The sequence below is a fragment of the Pseudoalteromonas sp. bablab_jr011 genome (assembly GCF_016464045.1).
Taxonomy (GTDB): domain Bacteria; phylum Pseudomonadota; class Gammaproteobacteria; order Enterobacterales; family Alteromonadaceae; genus Pseudoalteromonas; species Pseudoalteromonas lipolytica.
This window is the reverse complement of the sequence record NZ_JACDWU010000320.1, coordinates 40,990-58,255: the sequence shown is the minus strand read 5'-3', so window position 1 is coordinate 58,255 and position 17,266 is coordinate 40,990. Positions and strand designations below refer to the sequence as shown.

General features: G+C 40.4%; 19 protein-coding genes. 4 read left to right on the top strand and 15 right to left on the bottom strand.

The window, feature by feature from the left end; all coding sequences use genetic code 11:
- Nucleotides 1-27: 27 nt before the first annotated feature.
- Complete coding sequence (locus JIG41_RS21075; protein WP_199525411.1) at nucleotides 28-660, bottom strand: TetR/AcrR family transcriptional regulator; 633 nt, start codon at nucleotides 658-660, stop codon at nucleotides 28-30.
- 360 nt (nucleotides 661-1,020) lie between these two features.
- On the opposite strand from JIG41_RS21075, the gene rmf reads away from it, so the two are divergent.
- Nucleotides 1,021-1,191 carry a ribosome modulation factor gene (gene rmf / locus JIG41_RS21070; protein WP_036968408.1) on the top strand — a complete coding sequence of 57 codons (171 nt, stop codon included), beginning with the start codon at nucleotides 1,021-1,023 and terminating at the stop codon, nucleotides 1,189-1,191.
- A 66-nt stretch (nucleotides 1,192-1,257) separates the two neighbouring features.
- Here rmf and fabA read toward each other — a convergent pair whose 3' ends face one another.
- Nucleotides 1,258-1,773, bottom strand: coding sequence for a bifunctional 3-hydroxydecanoyl-ACP dehydratase/trans-2-decenoyl-ACP isomerase (fabA, locus tag JIG41_RS21065; RefSeq protein WP_036968405.1), 516 nt, complete (start codon nucleotides 1,771-1,773; stop codon nucleotides 1,258-1,260).
- 207 nt (nucleotides 1,774-1,980) lie between these two features.
- Between fabA and JIG41_RS21060 the strand changes: the two genes are divergently transcribed.
- From JIG41_RS21060 to JIG41_RS21050, 3 genes are read left to right on the top strand one after another with little or no spacing between them, the layout of a single operon-like run.
- Nucleotides 1,981-2,838, top strand: coding sequence for a 6-carboxytetrahydropterin synthase (locus JIG41_RS21060; RefSeq protein WP_196857746.1), 858 nt, complete (start codon nucleotides 1,981-1,983; stop codon nucleotides 2,836-2,838).
- A complete protein-coding gene (locus tag JIG41_RS21055) occupies nucleotides 2,831-3,649 on the top strand; it encodes a M23 family metallopeptidase (RefSeq protein WP_199525410.1) in 819 nt (272 codons plus the stop codon). The genes JIG41_RS21060 and JIG41_RS21055 overlap by 8 nt, the downstream gene beginning before the upstream one ends.
- A 5-nt stretch (nucleotides 3,650-3,654) precedes the next feature.
- Complete coding sequence (locus tag JIG41_RS21050) at nucleotides 3,655-4,092, top strand: acyl-CoA thioesterase (protein WP_036968399.1); 438 nt, start codon at nucleotides 3,655-3,657, stop codon at nucleotides 4,090-4,092.
- 278 nt (nucleotides 4,093-4,370) lie between these two features.
- On the opposite strand, the gene JIG41_RS21045 is transcribed toward JIG41_RS21050, so the two are convergent.
- The 13 genes from JIG41_RS21045 to JIG41_RS20985 form a co-directional block, all read right to left on the bottom strand.
- Nucleotides 4,371-5,693 (bottom strand): Na+/H+ antiporter family protein, encoded by a 1,323-nt coding sequence (locus JIG41_RS21045; RefSeq protein WP_036968396.1) that lies wholly within the window; start codon nucleotides 5,691-5,693, stop codon nucleotides 4,371-4,373.
- A gap of 8 nt (nucleotides 5,694-5,701) precedes the next feature.
- On the bottom strand, nucleotides 5,702-7,657 hold the full coding sequence (locus JIG41_RS21040) for a transglutaminaseTgpA domain-containing protein (RefSeq protein ID WP_199525409.1): 1,956 nt from the start codon (nucleotides 7,655-7,657) through the stop codon (nucleotides 5,702-5,704).
- A gap of 2 nt (nucleotides 7,658-7,659) precedes the next feature.
- Nucleotides 7,660-8,472 (bottom strand): DUF58 domain-containing protein, encoded by an 813-nt coding sequence (locus JIG41_RS21035; protein WP_199525408.1) that lies wholly within the window; start codon nucleotides 8,470-8,472, stop codon nucleotides 7,660-7,662.
- Nucleotides 8,473-8,622: 150 nt separating this feature from the next.
- Nucleotides 8,623-9,516: a MoxR family ATPase gene (locus JIG41_RS21030; protein WP_065979925.1), complete on the bottom strand. Its 894-nt coding sequence runs from the start codon at nucleotides 9,514-9,516 to the stop codon at nucleotides 8,623-8,625.
- A 22-nt stretch (nucleotides 9,517-9,538) separates the two neighbouring features.
- Entirely contained in the window at nucleotides 9,539-9,919 is a 381-nt protein-coding gene (locus tag JIG41_RS21025) for a response regulator (RefSeq protein WP_199525407.1), read from the bottom strand.
- Between the two features lie 518 nt (nucleotides 9,920-10,437).
- Entirely contained in the window at nucleotides 10,438-11,580 is a 1,143-nt protein-coding gene (locus JIG41_RS21020; RefSeq protein ID WP_199525406.1) for a phage minor head protein, read from the bottom strand.
- A gap of 1 nt (nucleotide 11,581) precedes the next feature.
- Nucleotides 11,582-12,124, bottom strand: coding sequence for a hypothetical protein (locus JIG41_RS21015; RefSeq protein ID WP_055021328.1), 543 nt, complete (start codon nucleotides 12,122-12,124; stop codon nucleotides 11,582-11,584).
- Nucleotides 12,125-12,565, bottom strand: a complete 441-nt coding sequence (locus tag JIG41_RS21010) for a hypothetical protein (protein WP_199525405.1) — start codon at nucleotides 12,563-12,565, stop codon at nucleotides 12,125-12,127.
- A 10-nt stretch (nucleotides 12,566-12,575) separates the two neighbouring features.
- Nucleotides 12,576-13,190, bottom strand: coding sequence for a DUF3164 family protein (locus JIG41_RS21005; protein ID WP_138617678.1), 615 nt, complete (start codon nucleotides 13,188-13,190; stop codon nucleotides 12,576-12,578).
- Entirely contained in the window at nucleotides 13,183-14,688 is a 1,506-nt protein-coding gene (locus JIG41_RS21000; protein WP_199525404.1) for a DUF935 family protein, read from the bottom strand. The genes JIG41_RS21005 and JIG41_RS21000 overlap by 8 nt, the downstream gene beginning before the upstream one ends.
- Complete coding sequence (locus JIG41_RS20995) at nucleotides 14,681-16,420, bottom strand: hypothetical protein (RefSeq protein WP_199525403.1); 1,740 nt, start codon at nucleotides 16,418-16,420, stop codon at nucleotides 14,681-14,683. The genes JIG41_RS21000 and JIG41_RS20995 overlap by 8 nt, the downstream gene beginning before the upstream one ends.
- Complete coding sequence (locus JIG41_RS20990; RefSeq protein WP_063530259.1) at nucleotides 16,420-16,926, bottom strand: DUF1804 family protein; 507 nt, start codon at nucleotides 16,924-16,926, stop codon at nucleotides 16,420-16,422. The genes JIG41_RS20995 and JIG41_RS20990 overlap by 1 nt, the downstream gene beginning before the upstream one ends.
- Nucleotides 16,926-17,264 (bottom strand): hypothetical protein, encoded by a 339-nt coding sequence (locus tag JIG41_RS20985; protein WP_138617672.1) that lies wholly within the window; start codon nucleotides 17,262-17,264, stop codon nucleotides 16,926-16,928. The genes JIG41_RS20990 and JIG41_RS20985 overlap by 1 nt, the downstream gene beginning before the upstream one ends.
- Between the last annotated feature and the right edge of the window lie 2 nt (nucleotides 17,265-17,266).

Below are 17,266 nucleotides of genomic sequence, written 5' to 3'. Positions count from 1 at the left end.
AAAACCGTTAATTGATTTATAACGGCTTTATAAGATTAAACGTAAAAATTGTGCTGTATAAAGGGTAAGGGGTTCGCTTGATTTATCAAGCTTTGAGCGCATAACGGCACCTTCCCAGCCAATCCAAAAAAATTCAGCAAGCATTTTGCAGTCTGTTGATTTTGCGATTTGTTTTTGTTCTTTCGCTTCAATTAAACACTGCTCAACTAATTGCTGCCAATGCGTATACGCTTGTTTAATGCGGGCTATCATTGCGTCATCAAGGTGGCTGAGCTCTTGGTTAAGATTGCCAATAAGGCACCCTCGTTTAAACGTATATTTTGCCATGCCTTGTTTGGCATCGTTAGCAAATAAAACAACGCGTTCAAGTGGACTAATGGCGCTATTAGTGAGATGGCGTTTAAGCTTTGCTTGAAAGTAACTGTCGTAAGCATCGATTAAGGCTAAACCAAAATCATTTTTACTTTTAAAGTAATGATAAAAAGAGCCTTTAGGCACTTGCGCCGACTTTAAAATTAAATCGATACCTGTGGCGCTAAAGCCTTTTTCAGTTAATACAGCTAACCCTGTATTAATTAGCAATGCGCGGGTATCTGCATTTGTGCGCTCAATTTTTGGGGGCCTGCCACGACGGCTTGGCTGTATTATTTTTGTTTCCATAGCTCAATATTAGACCGATCGGTTTTTAACATGCAAGCAATTTGTTGTCTAAATTGTAATCATAATAAAAATGTCATAATTACAAATTAATGGGGAACTTTACTGAAATAGCCTGTGTCACAAATAATGGCTATGCAATTTATAGCTCGTTTTTACTGTATTTATAGGTGGTTTGAAATATAGAGGTATGACCACTTAAAGGTTTTAAATGTTAATTCAGTTGATCATCAGCACGTTACTCATTGTCAATTTATTTAATTGCTTTTGTCATTTGAATTTAACAGTTTTATTAACTATTCATTAAATGTAGATGTCAATTTCGCTACATATCTATAAATATAAAAGGTGAGGATATTACCTATGAAGAGACAGAAAAGAGATCGTTTAGAAAGAGCTCATTCTCAAGGTTATAAAGCAGGCTTGGCAGGCCGTTCCAAAGAACAATGCCCTTATCAACAAATTGACCCTAAATCAGAATGGTTAGGTGGATGGCGAGAAGCAATAGAAAACCGAAATATGTTCAAAACTTAAAATAGGCATCTTATTTACGCAAAAAAGCCCCAAAAGGGGCTTTTTTGTTTCTGCATTCTGGGGTTATTAGAATGCAGTTGTATCTTGGAAAAGACCTACTTTAAGATCTTTTGCTTCATAGATTACACGACCGTCTACTTCTACAGTACCGTCAGCCATACCCATGAACAATTTACGCTTGATAACACGCTTCATATCTAAACGGTAAGTTACTTTTTTAGCCGTTGGTAAGATTTGACCAGTAAATTTAACTTCACCTACACCCAGTGCACGACCAAGACCAGGGCCACCTGACCAGCCAAGGAAAAAGCCAACTAATTGCCACATTGCATCTAAACCAAGACAACCCGGCATTACTGGATCACCTTTAAAATGGCAGTCGAAAAACCAAAGATCAGGGTTGATATCAAGTTCAGCAACGATTTGACCTTTACCGTGTTCACCACCATCGGCAGTGATAGAAACGATACGATCCATCATTAACATGTTATCGCTTGGAAGACGACAATTGCCTTCGCCAAACATTTCACCTTGACCACAAAGGACCAATTCTTCTTTTGTATAGCTGTTTTTAGGTTCCATAACTCTTTTTCATCGCTTAGAAATTGCCCCGTACTTTAGCGTACACTTGTACGCTAAACAACTCGGAGCAGTTAATTTTTTGCTATTTTTCGTTTGTTTTATGACCATTTAATTAAACTGTTGCTGTTAAAGGGAGATAAAACCGCGCATTGTGTATTAAAAATCATTATAATTGCTGTGATTCTTTAACCAGTCTAAAGGAAATTTATGATCCTTTTTGTAAACTCACTGACAGTGATTGATTTTTCTTACTTGTGTAATAAACGCGGCGCAGTTGGCGAGAGCTGGATTGTTGATTTAACCCTGCATGGCCAACTTAATGATGAGTCTATGGTGCTTGATTTTGGTTTAGTTAAAAAACAAATCAAAGGCATTATTGATGAATGTATTGATCACAAACTTGCCGTGCCTGCGAAACTAAACGGTTCACTTACTCAACACGATGAACATAGCGTATTAGATTGTCATTTTGGTGACAACCATCACTTAGCGATGAGCGCACCAAACCAAGCCTTTTGTTTAATTGATGCCGACGTGATTGATGAGCACTCAGTGACCGCGTTTTTAATTAAAACGATAATGCCGCAATTGCCTAGCAACATCGAAAAAATTGAAATTAATTTATACCCTGAGCGCAGCCAAAGTTTTTACTACCACTACAGCCATGGTCTTAAAAAGCATGATGGCAATTGTCAGCGCATTATTCATGGTCACCGTTCGCAAATTGGTATTAGCCTTGATGGCATGGCTATGCCGCGTTTGCAAAAAGAGTGGGCCGATAAATGGGAAGATATTTATTTAGCGACAGCTGAAGACGAAGTCAGCAAAGCAGAGTTAAAACATGTTACAGCAGAAGATAACGATGTGTGCTTTGCGTATACATCGCAGCAAGGCTACTTTGAAATGGCCATTGCTGAATCGCGTTGCGACATTTTACCGTGCGATACCACGGTTGAATGCATAGCTGACTATCTTAGCACGCAAGTTAAAAACGAATACCCAGAGTCTGAGGTGAAAATCACCGCGTACGAAGGGGTCGGCAAAGGATCAATTAGCTATGCGTAAAGGATTACTGCTAACCACGTTGGCAAGTTTGTTGTCTATACATGTAAATGCGGTTGAACTAAAAGGACATTTAACCCAAGGTGGTTTAGTCACAGGCCAACTTGAAAACGTTAAAAGTGTGAGTTTTAACGGTGAAAACTTAAAATTGTCGCCTCAAGGTGAATTTGTATTCGGTTTTGGCCGTGACGCAGACACACAGCACACATTAACGTGGGTTGATAATGACGGTGTCGAGCATGCGCAAGCCATTGTTATTACAAAGCGCGAATACAAGATTGACAAAATTACAGGCGTGGCAAAAAAGTATGTTTCGCCGCCCAAAGAGGTATCAGAGCGAATTTCTCGTGAAGCGGTTGCTGTACGAAAAGCGCGAGAAGTTAATTCTGACCTCCGTTATTTTTTAGATCCGGTTTATAAGCCAGCACAAGGCCGTATTTCGGGTGTGTATGGCAGCCAGCGTTACTTTAACGGTGAGCCACGTAGACCACACTTTGGCTTAGACATCGCAAATAAAACTGGCAGCCCTGTGTATGCGCCTGTCAGTGGTACCGTCGTTTTTGCTGAGCCTGATTTATATTACTCTGGTGGCACGCTGATTCTTGATCATGGCCATGGTGTGACTTCGACTTATATTCATTTAAGCAAATTAGATGTAAAAGTAGGGGATACCATTACCCGAGGCGATAAAATCGCTGAGATAGGTGCAACGGGCCGAGTAACAGGACCCCATTTAGACTGGCGTTTTAATTGGAAAAATGAACGCCTTGACCCTGCGCTAATGATGCAAGACACATTAGCTAATGAAAAGTAGAGACTATGACACAACAAATCGATCGTGACGCTATTATTGCCCAGCGTATTGCTGACTCAACAACGTCGGTAACAAAAACAGTATTTCCTGGCCGCACTAACCATCACAACACCTTATTTGGTGGTGACGCGTTAGCGTGGATGGATGAAGTTGCTTTTATTGCTGCAACTCGTTTTTGTCGTAAACCTTTAGTAACGATTTCGTCTGACCGTGTTGACTTTAAAGAAGCGATTCCTGCCGGTACGTTTGCAGAACTTATCTCTAAAGTAGTCTATGTTGGTAATACCAGCCTAAAAGTAGACGTAGAGATATTTTTAGAGAGAATGCATAAAGACGATAAGCATCTTGCTATCTCGGGTAGCTTTACGTTTGTAGCGGTTGATGATAACCACAGACCAACACCGGTTGTGTGCGATAAAATGATCTACGGTTTCGACAGCTAACACACTCAAAGATGGCTAAAATAAATAAGTACCTGCGGGTACTTATTTAATTAACCAGAAAGAACACATCATACTATATATTGTAATATGTATTACTCAGCACTTATGAATCCTTTACCTTCAATTAAACAGGGGATAGCTCAATATGTAATTTAAGAGCAAAGCAAAAAAGTGTTTAAAATTGGCCTTAACAAGGTAATAAAAAGCCCCACATATGCAGGGCTAACGTCTTTTTAACTGGCTGAATAACTTTTGAAGTTGCAGTACAGTGTTTTAATTTAAAGTACCATTGCTGCTATCCAACCCGATATCAATAGCGGAATATTAAAGTGAATAAATGTGGGTACCACTGAATCCCAAATATGATCATGTTGGCCGTCGGCGTTCAATCCAGACGTTGGTCCTAAGGTAGAATCAGAAGCAGGGGAGCCCGCATCACCTAATGCCCCAGCAGTACCAACAAGTGCAGCCGTTGCCATAACAGAAAAGTTAAGTTCTAAGCACAGTGGTACAAAAAGGGTCGCAATAATTGGCACCGTAGAAAAAGAACTACCAATGCCCATGGTGATCAATAGGCCAACTAATAAAATGAGTGCAGCGGCAAGCGGTTTGTTTCCTTCTATCATACCAGCAGCAGAGCTTACTAATGAGGTAACGTCGCCAGTTGCTTTCATAACGGAAGCAAAGCCTTGTGCCGAAATCATAATAAAGCCAATCATTGCCATCATGGCTACACCTTTACTAAAAACGTCGCTGTTCTGCTCCCACTTAACAATACCAAACAGACTAAATATCATAACTCCAACAAGGCCACCTAGAATCATAGAACCACTCACATTTTGAGCCAGCAATGAGCAAAGTACGGCAGCAATGCCAACAGCCAATACCTTTTTTGGTTGTTCGATAACAACGTCTTGCTGTTTTTCTGTTAGGGCGTGAGCCTCATAATGACGTCGCTTTTTGTAGCTAACAAATACCGCGATAATTAAGCCAACTAACATGCCAAGCGCAGGAATTATCATAGCGATAGGGACTTGTGTATTCACAAGTTCTAAGCCGTTTTCAGTGAGGTTTTTATGTAAAATTGAATATAAATAGATTCCACCAAACCCATACGGAAGAACCATATAAGAGGTTGCAAGACCAAAAGTTAAAATACAGGCAATGGCACGTCTATCTAATCGCAGCGTGTTAAATACAATAAGTAACGGGGGAATTAATATAGGAATAAACGCGATATGTACCGGGACTAAGTTCTGCGACGAAATCGCACACAATAATATGATGCTTAAAATTAAGTAGCTTAGGGTTGTTTCGCCTTTGTGGCTGTTATCACTCACTTGCTTGAGCAATTTGGCTGCTAAAATGCGTGTTAACCCTGACTTAGAAATAGCCACAGCAAATGCACCTAGCATTGCGTAACTTAGTGCTATTTCAGCGCCGCCCGATAACCCTTCGTTAAATGCATTAAGCGTATCTGACAAGCCAAGCCCGGCCGTTAAACCGGCAACAATGGCACTTAGTGTCATCGCGACAATGACATTAATACGGCAAAGTGTCAGTACCAGCATTAATATAACGCCAACAATTACTGCATTCATATTGTTCTCTATTTTGCTGTTTTGAGAGAGTTTAACAGAACTCGAGCAGTGGTTTTACGTTTTTGAGTAAATGCGAGCTGTTGATAGCGCACTTCGATGATTATCTGTTCAAATTTAGCCAATACGCTGGATAAATGGGGCTTTTGTTTTTTTATATTTGCAATATTTTGCAAAGGAGTAAGAGTGACATCGGTTTTAATACCCCGTTTATTCGCCCAACGGTAAAGCTGTTCTATTTCGTTAATAAGTGGCTCATTAGAGAGAGGCGTGCGCTTTGAATAGAAAAAGTAACCTAGAAAAACAAAGGCCAGCGTAACCAAAACTACAAGTGGTGTTATCCAGTTCGCTTTATTTCCAAATAATGATTTTAAAAAGTTTTGTTGTGATTGCTGATCAAAAGTCAGCACCCAATTCGTCCATTTATAATCTAATTCTTCAAGGTGATTTCTAAGCCAATTTATTGCTTTAAAGTGACTCCAGCGTTTTAGGCCAAACCCTAAATTTTCATTAAAGCTTTCATTTAATTCGCTTAATTGTGATAACGAGCCATTTAACCGCTCTGGAGCAACAACCGCGGTTGCATCAAACACATGCCACGCATTATTAAAATGTACTTCTACCCAGGCATGGGCATCATATTGATAAACGTTTAATGTTGAACCTTGCTTTTGTTCGCCGCCTAAGTAACCAGAAACTACACGCGCAGGAATTTTGGCAACCCTGAACATAAAGGCTGCTGTACTTGCGTAATGTCCACAAAAGCCACGTTTATTATCAAATACAAACTGGTCAATTGTATTCTCGCCAGTCATTGCTGTTGGTATGAGTGTGTAGCTAAATGCTTGTTCATTAAAATAGCGCAATAAAGCATTAAAATAGGCTTCTTCGTTGGTATATTTTTCAGCGAGAGATAATGACAGTGTGCGCGTTTTAGGGTTCACGTTGCCAGGAAGTCGCGTATACAGTCTTTTTTCAAAGTCAGACAGAACAACATTATTTAATGAGCCGCTTTTAACGGTGTATTTTATATTCTTATTTAAATTGCCTTTGCGTTTTAGCAAACCATTATAGTCGGAGACTACAGCCGTATTATCACTTGTTGCATACCCTAAACCATATAACCAATTAGCCGATGAAGGCTCTGCAATAATTTGATATTGAACGTAGTTTTGAGGGGCAACTGGCTTGCGAGTAAGGTTAAACTGTTGAGATTTTAAAATGTCCGATATTAACCATTCGTTACCATTAAACTCATCATGAATAAGGCTTCGCCAATAATAGGGGGGCTGCAGAGCTGTATTATTAGGCTCTTCAACTCTAAAAACTAGCTCGTCTGATTCTGCCAATTTGGCAATAGAAAACGGGTTTACCTGTTCAGACAAACCTGTTTTAGCAAGCTTTGGCCCCGGTAATTGCCAAAAAGCAGGAAGTCTTGGTAAAAATAAAATTAGAAATGCAGCAATAGGTAAAGCGAACAAAATGGTCTTAACACTCTGTTTATTAGCCGTTTTAAAGCTATTAGGGCTGTCTAAATAGCCAAGGACTGCAAAATTAACGATATATAAGCTGCTTACCAGCAATGTTTCGAGTAAACCTTGATGAAAGAGGTACAGGGTCGATAAGTTAAAAAACACGAGTAAACACACGGTTTGATATTGCTTGGTTGTTCGCGCTTGCAATAGTTTAAATGTACTTGCAAGTAGCATCATTGAAACAAATAACTTAACTGTGTCAGACACACCGACAACAACAAATAAAGCGATTAGACAGGCCGCAGCTAAAATATTAGCCACCTTACCATTGAGCTTTTTATAGAACTTTCCAATAAATAAATTAAGGCAGCTTAAAGAAATTAAAATGGCGAGAAAAAGAGCAGGGACCTCAGTAAACAAAAATCCACTCATAATGATGAATATGAATGAAAGTGCCGAATTTATTAAGCCTGCATTATGCATCTTCAGCATATTTAAAACTCCGCCAGCGCTTGAAGGCACGATTTTTGATGTTTTAAACCGCAACCCGAAGCAACCTCACTATTTGGCAACGTTAAAGAAAATGTAACGTGCTGTTCAGTGAGCTTATTGACTAAATAACATAGTTGACTGAGCCTAGTTTCAGTATTGCCGTTTAAGTTATTAAAGTTAAGTGCCATTTTGGCAGACGAATGACTCGTAAACTCCTTGCTGAGTAACTGCTGAGTTTTTGCGTAGTGTTTCCAAGATACTTTATTAAGTGCTGTACCGGGGATAAAAGGAGACAGTTGGTGAAAATCATCCGATCCCGGCTTTTGTTGGCTTTCATGCTCTTCGCTATCGCCTAATTCCAGTGTGTCAAAAACTAAACTAGGGTCATCGATTGGCTCTGGGTATATATAAATTGCATCACTGGGCTGAATATAACTCCATACAGACACAAGCCCAAAAGGAAAAGAGCTATAAATTTGGACTTTTTCGAAGCAATAACGCCCACGTTTGTCTAAGTTTAACGAAATATGCGTATTTACTACTTCGTTATTACCGACATCAATGAGCTGTGATTTTGTATTTTTATATCCAAGCGCAACACCTTGACACGCGCTCTTAGCTTTTATAGAAAAATGAGCGCTTGGTTGATTGGGTGCATAGCATGGCGTTACGTGATTAAACTTTACACTGAGACCACGTAGATTTTTATAACCCGTTAAAATGGCGAACACTAATAAAACAACCATAAGGTACGCCATCGCTAAAATAAGGTTGTTTTGATAATTAATACCCATCACAAAATTTAACAGTGCCACAAATAAAAATTTAGCTCCTAAGCGCGATGGCAAAACGTAAATTGTATTATGACGCAGTGTAATCTCGTTTGTTTTATGCTTATTTTTTAATAACTTATTTATAAAAAAGTGCGTAAAACGAGTTGCAAAAGTAGGGCGCTTAAGCATCTTTTACAAGCTAACAGGAACATGTTTTAGTGCATAAGCACTGTCATCTTTATTCAACCCAAGACGATGGTCGGTCACACTTGCAAACACCGCTTGAACGTCTTCAGGTAAAACAAAATTACGTCCTTCAATGTAGGCCCATGCTTTAGCTGCACGAGAAAGCGCAATAGATGCTCTTGGCGATAAAGGATTAACAAAGTGCTTGTCTTGGCGAGTAAATGCAACTAACTCTAAAATATAATCAACAACGGCATTGCTGAGTGTGACCTGAGTAATTTCTGTTTGAATAATAGAGAGTTGCTTAGTTGTTATACGCACGGGTAAATCGTCGTAGTTACGATTATTTAAACCCAAAATTAAATTTTTCTCAGCCTGTTTATCAGGAAACCCTAAACTAATTCGCATAAAAAAGCGGTCTAACTGTGACTCAGGTAAAGGATATGTACCAGACTGATTTACTGGGTTTTGTGTAGCAATCACAAAAAAAGGCGATGGCAGGGCGTGTTTAACAGAGTCGACCGTGACTTGCTTTTCTTCCATTGCTTCTAACAGAGCGCTTTGTGTTTTAGGACCCGCGCGATTTATTTCATCTGCAAGGACAACTTGGCTAAAAACAGGCCCTTGATGAAATGAAAAAGTGTGTTCTTTGGCATCAAATATATTTGTTCCTAATATATCTGACGGAAGTAAGTCACTGGTAAATTGAATGCGTTGATACGATAAACCTAAAACCGCCGCAAGTGCATGCGATAAAGTGGTTTTACCCATACCTGGTAAGTCTTCAATTAACAAATGACCTTGGCTGAATAAACAGGCTAATGCCAACTTAATTTGTTGTTGTTTACCAAATATTACTGTCGATAGGTCATCTATAACGCGTTCAATAGTCGAATTCATAAACTTCTTAATTTGTTATGGTTTACATCAATTCTAGACGTTTCATAACAGTATCGACTTTTTTTGCGTTAAATGGTTTAGCAATAAAACCTTTCGCGCCAAGTTCCCACGTGTTTTGTACATTTTCGAGACTGTTGTGGCCAGAGCACATAACAACATGTGTGTGTGGGTAGTTGTCGTTTAAGTATTCTAAAATCTCTGTGCCGTCTGTGTTGGGGAGCTCTATATCGAGAAAGATGACGTTAGGCGCTTTTTCTTCAATAACTGTTTTAGCTGATTCAAAATCTCGGCTTTCTAAAATATCTTCAAAGCCAAGGCCTGTTAATATCTGATTGAGATAGTCTCTGATATCTTGCATATCATCAATTATCAAAATGGGTTCTAACGGTTTCACAAATTCCATATTGTTTACATCTTATCGTTACATCTTAGTTTGATAGTTTTAATATATGCCATGCAATACCTAAGCTCAAGAAACAGTCGATAATTAAATGGATTATATAGCAAAACAACCACCTAATGTCCGATACCGTCTAGTATTGGACTTAGTGTCACTGAGGACAGCGCTCAGATAGATATAAACCATTACTTCCTATAATTTATATTATGTTAAATTACATTATTCCCGTGTAAGGGGTTGTTCATTTCTAGAATTATGGAGGTATGGAGATTTTCGCCCTCGTGTTTTGGAAAAGCCCGTAAATACTGACCTTTGCCAATCCCAAGCCGAAAATTCATGGTTTTTGAATTACGCTTGTTTTTAGACTCTAACCGTTCAAACTGACTCATTATCTGATCATTCCTGCTCATTTTACGTTTAGAATTAGATCATTTCTGATCGTTTAACTTTCCTTTAAACGCACTTTAAACGCACTTTAAACGCCATTTAAACGCTCTTTAAATATTCTCAGCGAGCAATCTTTAAATCTTTTCTGCTGCTACAACCGTATTAAAATTTGGTCCCAGTTCAATTGTGATCATAAAGCCCTGGTACGTCATTCTAATTTTGTTATCTATATATGTGTACGCATTTGGTTTTTGAATAGCGTTCATTAGCTGGTGGATTTGTTCAATTGTAAGTTGGCCAGCTAATAGCTTTTCAATTTGCGAGCTGCTAATCGTTACAGCGCTACTATATATAGGTGCATTTTTACGTGATAGCTCATTTAGGAAAAATGCAGGCAAGTGCCCTAACGTAAATTCTTGGCCATCGACTACCGGTTTTTTAAGTGCAATCTGAGCTGCTTTTAAATTTACCTGCTTTTTATAATATTGCTGTGACTTCAAAACAGCTTCATTAAATTGCGGTACCGCTAGTTGTTGAAGTTCTTTCGATAACTTCACTACTGACTTACCAGCTGCTATGTCAGCACCTAACCATGCTTTACCTGGATTATAGTCCCAACCTAGATCTATGCCAGGTAACTTATCAAGTTCTTCACCTGTTGATGCATCGACGACCTTGAATGACTGCATAAACTTATTAACAGACTCTGGTTTTGTGATCGATAAGCCCATACGTGCAATATCTCGTTTATTCAGTGAAACCACATTACAACGGCAGTTATAGCCATTTGGTGGATAATGCGTGTCCCAAAACGGATGGTCTACAGGCAGTAATATATAGTTCCATTTATTGTGATCAGGCCTAACTCGGCTATCACCAGCAGTGAGATAAAGTAAATAAGGTCTACGTTCTTTTAATCGGTTCTGTTGTTCCCAGCGCCCTGCTGCTCGCGCTGTATTTTTGTTGTTCTGGTAAATTACTTGAGTGCGCCAGCCACGCTTACCTTTATAAGACCAACCATGATCATCAACAATTTTATCAAAGCGTTTTCTAAAGTCCGATATTGTCTCGCCATCACTAATTGCTTTATCTACTGCTGTATATAGCTCATTCAGGATTTCGATTTCTGTTGCACCTGCAACGGTGAATGCTTTGGCATGAATTAAGCCCTGTAAGTCTTTATATGACTCACTTGTCAGCTTAATTTTGTCTTGAAAGTGTGAAATGGCTTCCTTGAATTTAACAAGGTCGCCATATTGTGGAGCTGATAGAGCCATTTTAATGCTCTTTTAATGACTGTTGAATGTCTTGAATTTCATTTCGACGAGAGTTATCACGGCTATTACCAAAGAAGAAATTCAATATTGACGCTATAACAGTGCCTAAAACAAACCCTAAAATGGTATCTGCAAAGCGTGTAGAGCTCTCAGGAATAGGCATAAACGTGATAAAACCTATATATAGAGCCGTCGTAATTGACCAAAACCACGCATAATAATAGATGAAGCGTTTAGAAAACTTATCATCTTGGTTTAGTGCTTGGATCTGCATATTGCGGGCACTCTGGGTATTTTTAAACGCAAGCTCGTCAAGTTCTTTCTCTCGATTGAGCAATGTGGTTCTTAACTCATGCGCAAATTTTTCAGAGTCTTTAATACGGTTTAACGCTTCTTCTGGTGAACCTGACCCCGTTAAGGTTTGGGCTATATCAACGACTTTTGAAGCAACTGCTTCACCATTTGTGCCCCCTATCCAGTTACCTATTTTTTTATCTAGGCCAGTTAGCTTAGCAAGGCCAAGTGCAATTGTGATCGGTTCCATTTAAGCCTCCATTGACTCGTAAGGTACGCCACCAATAAGCATTAATTCGATACCTTTGATCCGTTTGAATTGGCGAACTAATGATTTAGCTGTCGTAAAATAACAATCAAGAAATTCCTTTTGCTCATTTAAGTTGGGGTAGCGTTTTTTAGCTTCGCGTTTCCCAAAGATTTTAATAATCTGTTTGATATCTGCCTGTTTATAAATTGAGATATAGCGCTTTCGCCATACTTGTTCTAAACAGGCAGGACGCGTTTCTTCTTTTGTGTGCCATTCACCTTTTATATAGCCATCAATATAAACAGCTAATACAGTGGTAGACTCTGATTTTCTAACACGCTGTATCGAGATTTCATGATCGCCCAATTTAAATAAAGCACTACCTAAAAACCCAGCCAGCTCGTTTTCAATTTTTTCCCATTGCTCTTTAGAAATAGCCATAAGCGCCCCGCTACAGCTTTGCTATATCAAGTGAAATAGCTTGTTCAATGCCTTTCTCGTCCTGCTTGTAAAAGCGGATAAAACGGCATGAATCGATAACACCTACTGACTCTGCAATGATATTCATCGCCTTTTGCCATTTACCGCTTTCATCAGTGATTTCAAGCTTGCGTAACGCAAGGATACGTTGCGGGTTTAATGATCCTTGCTTATCGGTATTAAAGGTTTTACTGACAATGGCTCGTATGTTTTGATTGCCGCCTTCGGTCCATTCATCTAGGCACTCATCAATCAGCTGTTTAGCGAGGGATAGCTCTGGGCCAAGCTCGATACGTTCTTGTGTTTGAATGTTCACGCGCAAAGTGTTATCGAATGAACGTAACTGCGTATTGCCTTTCTTACCACCTAAACTAACACCATGTTCTTGCGCTAAAAGCTCTATAAAGTCGTCAGCTTCAGCCATCAATGAACGTTTGAACTCAGCTAATTTTTCCTGCATTTCAAGTGCTTTCGCACAGGCTTTTTGTACAAACTCATCTTTGATCAAATCCGTTTGCTTAACGTTAGCAATTGCTACTAAATTGCCTTTACCGTCTTTTAAGTAACCTTCAGGAATGTTATTCATCGTCTATCTCCACAGTTTTAGAATTAGCCTCGTTCATACCCGCCATAAACTCATACTGCAGAGCTTGCTCAGCCACTTGTGCTAAAGCAGACTCAGAGATGGTTTGGAATTGTGAGGTTATTTTTTGCTTAAGTTCGTCCAGGTCTTTTGATGCCTGGGCAAAATGCCAAATCTTTTCAATGGTGTCGTTTGAAGCGTGATCGAACACATCAAACTCATCGCTAATTTCAGTACTAGCAGAATCAGACTTACCAAATTCTGTGCTTTTAGCAGCTGAGGCAATGCCTTGGCCGTCATCAGGTACTTCAAGAATGTCTTCGCCTGGTTTAGGTTTTGGAATACCTAACTCTTTGTATACGTAATCAGTGCTTACAGGTACCAAGCGTGCAGATTCGCGAACGCGGCTTACCGTATCGGTATTAATTTCGCGCTTATCTTTAAAGATGAATTGCGGCGGCTCGCCACCCTCAAAATTGACAGTGTGAAGGGTATTGATGATCTGATTACGATAAGAAGCAACAAGCGCCCTATCTGCGCGTTGATTATCGCCAGCGCGTTTTGCATGCGTTTCACTTGCAGCACGTGCGCCGCCATTCTTTTGCTCTGTGGCCAATGTTTGGCTGGTTAGCGCCTTACTCATTTCAGCATTACAGAAATTAATTAAACGCTCGGGAATTGGTTCACCGGATAACTTACTTTCAAGTACTTCAATACTGGTATCGTCAGGTATTGCGGCTATACCGTCTTGAACTAACTTAGCAAGTCCATTTAAAAGGCTGTCTATATCAGCATCTTTTGCACCAATAGGGTATTTACCCACAGGGAACGGGACACCAAAGCGTTCACAGAATTGAACAAAGAACTTAAAGCCACCGTGCTTAAACATCCACGGCCAAAAGCAGCTGCTCAGTAGTGCAATACCATACGGGTTTGTTGCACTAGGCATATGACGAACACAAGACCAACGACGCGGATCTACTTCTTCGCCTTGTGGGTTTTCTCTTGTTTTAACAAGCAGCTCGTGATCACTATTAAAAGCAAAGCGGCTATTACGCCATGTTTCAATGTATTCAGGCTGCCACGTACCATCACGTTTAATAAACTTGCCCAAATGCGTCACGCTGAAGCCATGTAAAATAGCACTGTAGTTGTGCCAATCCATATCGGCCCACTCTGTATGCTTGCAAGGTTTACGCTTAAAAAACTGTTTTGCTAACTCGTAGCTTTTCATACTGGCCGAATCGGTTCCGCCAGGTACTAACTCAGTATTAAAGCTATATAAACCGCTACGTAATGAGCGCAATTCACCAATAATGTGCGCGTCACGGGCAATTTCTTCATAAATAGCCGTGTTTTTACCTGCTTTACGTAAAATCGGGTCAGGGTTTGGGAGCTCTGTTATCAACGACGAAAAGCCAGGGTCCAATTGATTTTGTTCAAACATACGAACAAGGGCACCATAAGCCCGTGAATTAATGCGTGGCTTAGACTTAAACATGATAGCCCCCTATTTGTTTGGTTACTTTGCGGCTTCGGACTCTAGGCATCCCGCCTGCGCCAGTGCTTGATATCATCCATAAAATGGCTAATGCACAACTCAAGTCGTAGTGATGTGTTGATTGTTTTTCTGGCCAGTTTTCGAGTTCGTCGAGCAATAAACGGCAGCGTGAATGAAAGGCTATTTGTGCAGGTGTATTGGTCACATAGGTTTCGAGTGAGCCTATGCGTTCTTCAGCCGGTAATGTGGCCGTAACACCACGTAAAGGGAGTGCAATGCCCTGCTCTAATCCTTTGGTGATAAACTCGCTGCGCATAAAATCAAAGGCGTTGTTATTCTCAAAGCCCCACACTAAGCAGTTATATTCTTTTTGAGCGCGAATTATGTCGTTAAGTAAACGGCTGGTACCGCGCACTTTTCGGCTTTCGTATTCAACGTGCAGCTTTTGTAAGTCTTTTGAATAAAAGCCAACAAGTATCGCACTTGGGTCAGATTTTTCTGTTTTACCCATACTTGGATCACATGCACCGTATGGTACCCAATCGTGTAAACGGTCAACCCAAAAATCGAACTGGTAAAAAATCGCTTCTTCATCGCTTTTTGCAATACCTTGCATCTCGCGGTTAAACTCGCGCTTGTTCGCAGCCCACATACACATTAAATCGTAAAGTGTACGTACACTTGGCCAACTGGTTTTAGCACCCTTAAGCATTGCGCGTTTGTTCTTGATCCAAAACTTAAACGAAGGCTTATCTTCAGTGGCAACAGCAATACCTTTTGCCGCTTCGCGCTTTTCAAAGCGTTTATCATCATGAACCATGAGGTCGCGACATTGCTCCCATAAGTCCATGCGCTCAGGCATTTGTTTAATTGCTTTAAAGCGGTGAACAATGTGCCCAGGTGCTTCTTCTGCACGGCTAATTGGGTCATCATTATTAAGAACGGTGTTCACACCTAAGAATTTTACGGTACCATCGGGTGGTCCCAAGTACTGCACAGCAGCTTCAAGGAATCGCCAGCGGTTCTCACGCTCTGTGGGTGACTTGGCTTCGGCATCGGTAATGATATCGTCAGAAAGTAACAGCTTAGGACGGCTTGCACCGTGGAACGTCCCTCGAACCGATTGCTCAGCACCACGGCTTTCAAAACGCACACCTTGCGCCGTTACAAACTCGCCTAACTTCCATACTGGTGATTTTTCGCATACTTCAGGAAAGTCTAAGGCTAAGTTGTTATTGTTCAACAACTCCGTTTTAACGACTTCAAGCGTCTTGGTTGGCATTTTGGTTTCAGCACCAAACAAGATCACAAAATCAATAAAGAGAGGTGGCTTTTCTAAGCCAAGTTCTTGGCGTACCTCTGCGTCTTGCAGCAGCGCCAATACAGAAACATACACAGGGGCGATTTTTACGCTAAGTGTACTTTTACCTTCGCCACGTGGAGCAACAAACCAGTTTTTCCAACCGTTTTTAAGCTTTAGTGCTTCTGGTAGCCAACTATTAAAATAAGCCTGAAACTCAGATGGTTTCTGCCCATCATCTAGCCACATATGGTGTGGGAAATAGGTATATACAAAAAACTCAAAATCACCGCTTAAAACACGTTTACGGCGCTCTCTAATGGCTTCAGGACTTGGATCAATATGACGTTCTTTAGCTTCGATATCGCGGCGTAACGCACTGGTTACTTGCTCTATCTCTGCTAAAAAATCACGTGTATTTAAATCAGCCATTAGTCGCTTAACTCCTTATCGAGCTGAGGACCAAATGCAGTAAGAATTTCGACTAATTGCGGTGCATAGTCAGGGTGATGTTTTGAAACAAATTTAGCTAAAATCTTGATAACTTCAGCAGCGACAGTGCGTTTTTCTAGGCGCTTATTGCCGCCAGATACTTTCATTACTTTGCTCATCATATCAGTGAGTGAGCTAAGTACTTTAGTGCGCTGCTCTAATGGAAGTGCTAAACCTTCTTCAGATTTTAAAAGCTCAAAGGTTTCGTTTACTTGAATAGTAAACTCTTCGATAAAGTCGGTTGTAAACTCACCTGCAGCACCCTCACTACGACGGCTTGCAGCACGAGCAAGATCCCAATCATCGCCCTGGTCTTTCGCTTCCATCTTCCAGCGGCGGGCTGTGCCATCTGCAACACTATGCTTTACTGCTGCAACACTTAAAGCAAGCAGTTCGTTTACATAGCTGTGACGTAAAGCGTTTTTCTTTTCTGCTGGGTGTGCCATTAGCTAAACATCCCACTTTTAACAGCGTAAGCAATTAAAGAAACAGCTAAACCAGCAGAGCCGCCCATTGCAGCTACTTTAACGCGCTGGTTAGTTAGCTTTTCTTCGACTTTTGTTAATCGCTCAGCATGGGTCTTAAGCGCCTCAGCTTGGCGCTGCTCACTTTTTTCGATATCTATTTTTAAGCTATCAGTGATCTGCTTTTGACGGGCTTCACTCTTTTCTATGCTGTGGTGAATATCAGCCTTAAGACTTCTAAGATCATCCAAAATGGCTGATTGGCTTCCTTGAATTTCACCGATTGCTTGAAATAGCTGGTTCTCTTGTTCTGGTGTCATGA

Coding starts and splice junctions, on each gene's coding strand:
- JIG41_RS21075 (WP_199525411.1), bottom strand. CDS start 660: ATGGAAACAAAAATAATACAGCCAAGCCGTCGTGGCAGGCCCCCAAAA.
- rmf (WP_036968408.1), top strand. CDS start 1,021: ATGAAGAGACAGAAAAGAGATCGTTTAGAAAGAGCTCATTCTCAAGGT.
- fabA (WP_036968405.1), bottom strand. CDS start 1,773: ATGGAACCTAAAAACAGCTATACAAAAGAAGAATTGGTCCTTTGTGGT.
- JIG41_RS21060 (WP_196857746.1), top strand. CDS start 1,981: ATGATCCTTTTTGTAAACTCACTGACAGTGATTGATTTTTCTTACTTG.
- JIG41_RS21055 (WP_199525410.1), top strand. CDS start 2,831: ATGCGTAAAGGATTACTGCTAACCACGTTGGCAAGTTTGTTGTCTATA.
- JIG41_RS21050 (WP_036968399.1), top strand. CDS start 3,655: ATGACACAACAAATCGATCGTGACGCTATTATTGCCCAGCGTATTGCT.
- JIG41_RS21045 (WP_036968396.1), bottom strand. CDS start 5,693: ATGAATGCAGTAATTGTTGGCGTTATATTAATGCTGGTACTGACACTT.
- JIG41_RS21040 (WP_199525409.1), bottom strand. CDS start 7,657: ATGCTGAAGATGCATAATGCAGGCTTAATAAATTCGGCACTTTCATTC.
- JIG41_RS21030 (WP_065979925.1), bottom strand. CDS start 9,516: ATGAATTCGACTATTGAACGCGTTATAGATGACCTATCGACAGTAATA.
- JIG41_RS21025 (WP_199525407.1), bottom strand. CDS start 9,919: ATGGAATTTGTGAAACCGTTAGAACCCATTTTGATAATTGATGATATG.
- JIG41_RS21020 (WP_199525406.1), bottom strand. CDS start 11,580: ATGGCTCTATCAGCTCCACAATATGGCGACCTTGTTAAATTCAAGGAA.
- JIG41_RS21015 (WP_055021328.1), bottom strand. CDS start 12,124: ATGGAACCGATCACAATTGCACTTGGCCTTGCTAAGCTAACTGGCCTA.
- JIG41_RS21010 (WP_199525405.1), bottom strand. CDS start 12,565: ATGGCTATTTCTAAAGAGCAATGGGAAAAAATTGAAAACGAGCTGGCT.
- JIG41_RS21005 (WP_138617678.1), bottom strand. CDS start 13,190: ATGAATAACATTCCTGAAGGTTACTTAAAAGACGGTAAAGGCAATTTA.
- JIG41_RS21000 (WP_199525404.1), bottom strand. CDS start 14,688: ATGTTTAAGTCTAAGCCACGCATTAATTCACGGGCTTATGGTGCCCTT.
- JIG41_RS20995 (WP_199525403.1), bottom strand. CDS start 16,420: ATGGCTGATTTAAATACACGTGATTTTTTAGCAGAGATAGAGCAAGTA.
- JIG41_RS20990 (WP_063530259.1), bottom strand. CDS start 16,926: ATGGCACACCCAGCAGAAAAGAAAAACGCTTTACGTCACAGCTATGTA.
- JIG41_RS20985 (WP_138617672.1), bottom strand. CDS start 17,264: ATGACACCAGAACAAGAGAACCAGCTATTTCAAGCAATCGGTGAAATT.